At 67.5% G+C, this 1,539-nt stretch carries 3 protein-coding genes; 1 reads left to right on the top strand and 2 read right to left on the bottom strand.

All coding sequences use genetic code 11. The annotated features are described in order from the left end of the window. The coding region (locus tag EN750_RS33695; protein ID WP_145968175.1) for a sulfite exporter TauE/SafE family protein at positions 1–566 on the bottom strand (566 nt) is incomplete at its 3' end. A gap of 21 nt (positions 567–587) precedes the next feature. Then, complete coding sequence (locus tag EN750_RS33700) at positions 588–791, bottom strand: hypothetical protein (protein ID WP_127399224.1); 204 nt, start codon at positions 789–791, stop codon at positions 588–590. A 138-nt stretch (positions 792–929) separates the two neighbouring features. Between EN750_RS33700 and EN750_RS33705 the strand changes: the two genes are divergently transcribed. Beyond that, on the top strand, positions 930–1,539 hold a 610-nt coding region (locus EN750_RS33705), incomplete at its 3' end, for a LysR substrate-binding domain-containing protein (RefSeq protein WP_127399225.1).

Here is a 1,539-nt window from a genome sequence, read left to right on the forward strand (position 1 = left end):
GTCCTGAACAGCCCGATGGCCAGCGCTGTCGTCGACACGGTGAAGGACAGGCCGAGCGCCTGGATCAGGTCTTCTTTCTCCAGCCGCAGCGATTGCAGATAGGGCACCGCCGGGATGACGAAGACGCCGGTGGCGCCGGTGACCATTCCGGTCGCCATGCCAACCAGCGGTGACATCAAGGCCTCGTGGCGCGCCGGCGTGGTGAAGCCGGCCTTGGCGAGGCCGAGGATGGCATAGAGCACCAGCGCCACGCCCAGCCCCGCCGAGGCTACCCCGGTATGCGCGCCGGTCAACAGACCGGCGCCAGTGACGGTGCCGAGCACCACCCCGGCCATCATCGTCCACAGCCGCTTGCACAGGCCGCCGAAGGACGGGCCGGTCAGCAATTGCCAGAGATTGGTGACCAGCGACGGGATCAGCAGCAAAGCGGCGGCCTGTGCCGGCGGCATCGTCACCGCCAGCAGGCCCATCGCCACGGTCGGCAGCCCCATGCCGACGACGCCCTTGACGAAACCGGCGGCGAGGAAGACGGCGCCGATCCAGGCGATGACGCCGGCGCTCAGCATGATCGCAATCTTAGGGCGGGATCAGTCATGCAGCAGCATGTCGGTGGCGTCGGCATCCGGCGTGGTTTTTACCGGCGCGGTATCGCGGCTGATGGGAGCGGCCGTCGCCGCGCATCCACGCAGGCCAGGCTCCGCACGCACCACGGCAAGGCAGGCCACGACGACGGCCAGCACGATCGCCGTGCTTTCAAGAATGCCGAGCCGGCCTGATGCTCGTTCGTTCATCACACTTCTCCTTCGAAACTGTTTGACGAAGATCCCGACCGATCACAATGTGGAAGTTGCGCTGCCAGCCTTCGGCCAGGACGAAGGCTGGAGAGCCGACCGCCTCCCCGAACGCCTAATGTTCACAGGAGCAAAAGAATGCGCTTCGATCTGGTCGATCTCCGCCTGTTCCTGCTGGTCGCCGAGCGCGGCAGCATCACCCATGGCGCAGAGCTTGCCGGGCTGGCTTTGGCGTCGGCCAGCGCCCGTATCAAGGGCATGGAGGAGCGGCTCGGCGCACCGCTCTTGGAGCGCCGTCGCCGTGGCGTGGTGCCGACGGCCGCCGGACAGGCGCTGCTACATCATGCACGGGCGGTGCAGAACCAGATCGAGGCGATGGCCGGCGACCTCGCCGCCTATGCCACGGGCCTGCGCGCCCGCGTGCGGCTGCTGGCCAACACCGCCGCCACCAGCGAGCTGCTTCCCAAGATCCTGCCGGCTTTCCTGGTCGCGCATCCTCGCATCGACATCGATTTCGACGAGCGCCCCAGCCACGAGATCGCTGAGGCCGTGGCCAGTGGCGCCGCCGACCTCGGCATCGCCGCGACTTGGGCCGGCCTGTCGCATCTTGAGCAGAGACCGTTCTTCATCGACCGGCTGGTGGTGATCGCCGCACGGAACTGGCCCGGCCTTGAGGGCCGCACCACCAACCTCACCGAGGTTCTCGGCGAACCCTTTGTCGGTCTCAGCACCGGCCATGCACTGCAGG

The sequence above is a fragment of the Mesorhizobium sp. M7A.F.Ca.ET.027.03.2.1 genome, from assembly GCF_003999175.1.
Taxonomy (GTDB): domain Bacteria; phylum Pseudomonadota; class Alphaproteobacteria; order Rhizobiales; family Rhizobiaceae; genus Mesorhizobium.

Excerpts from the sequence above, each read along its gene's own strand:
- EN750_RS33700 (WP_127399224.1), bottom strand. The coding sequence starts at position 791 with ATGAACGAACGAGCATCAGGCCGGCTCGGCATTCTTGAAAGCACGGCG.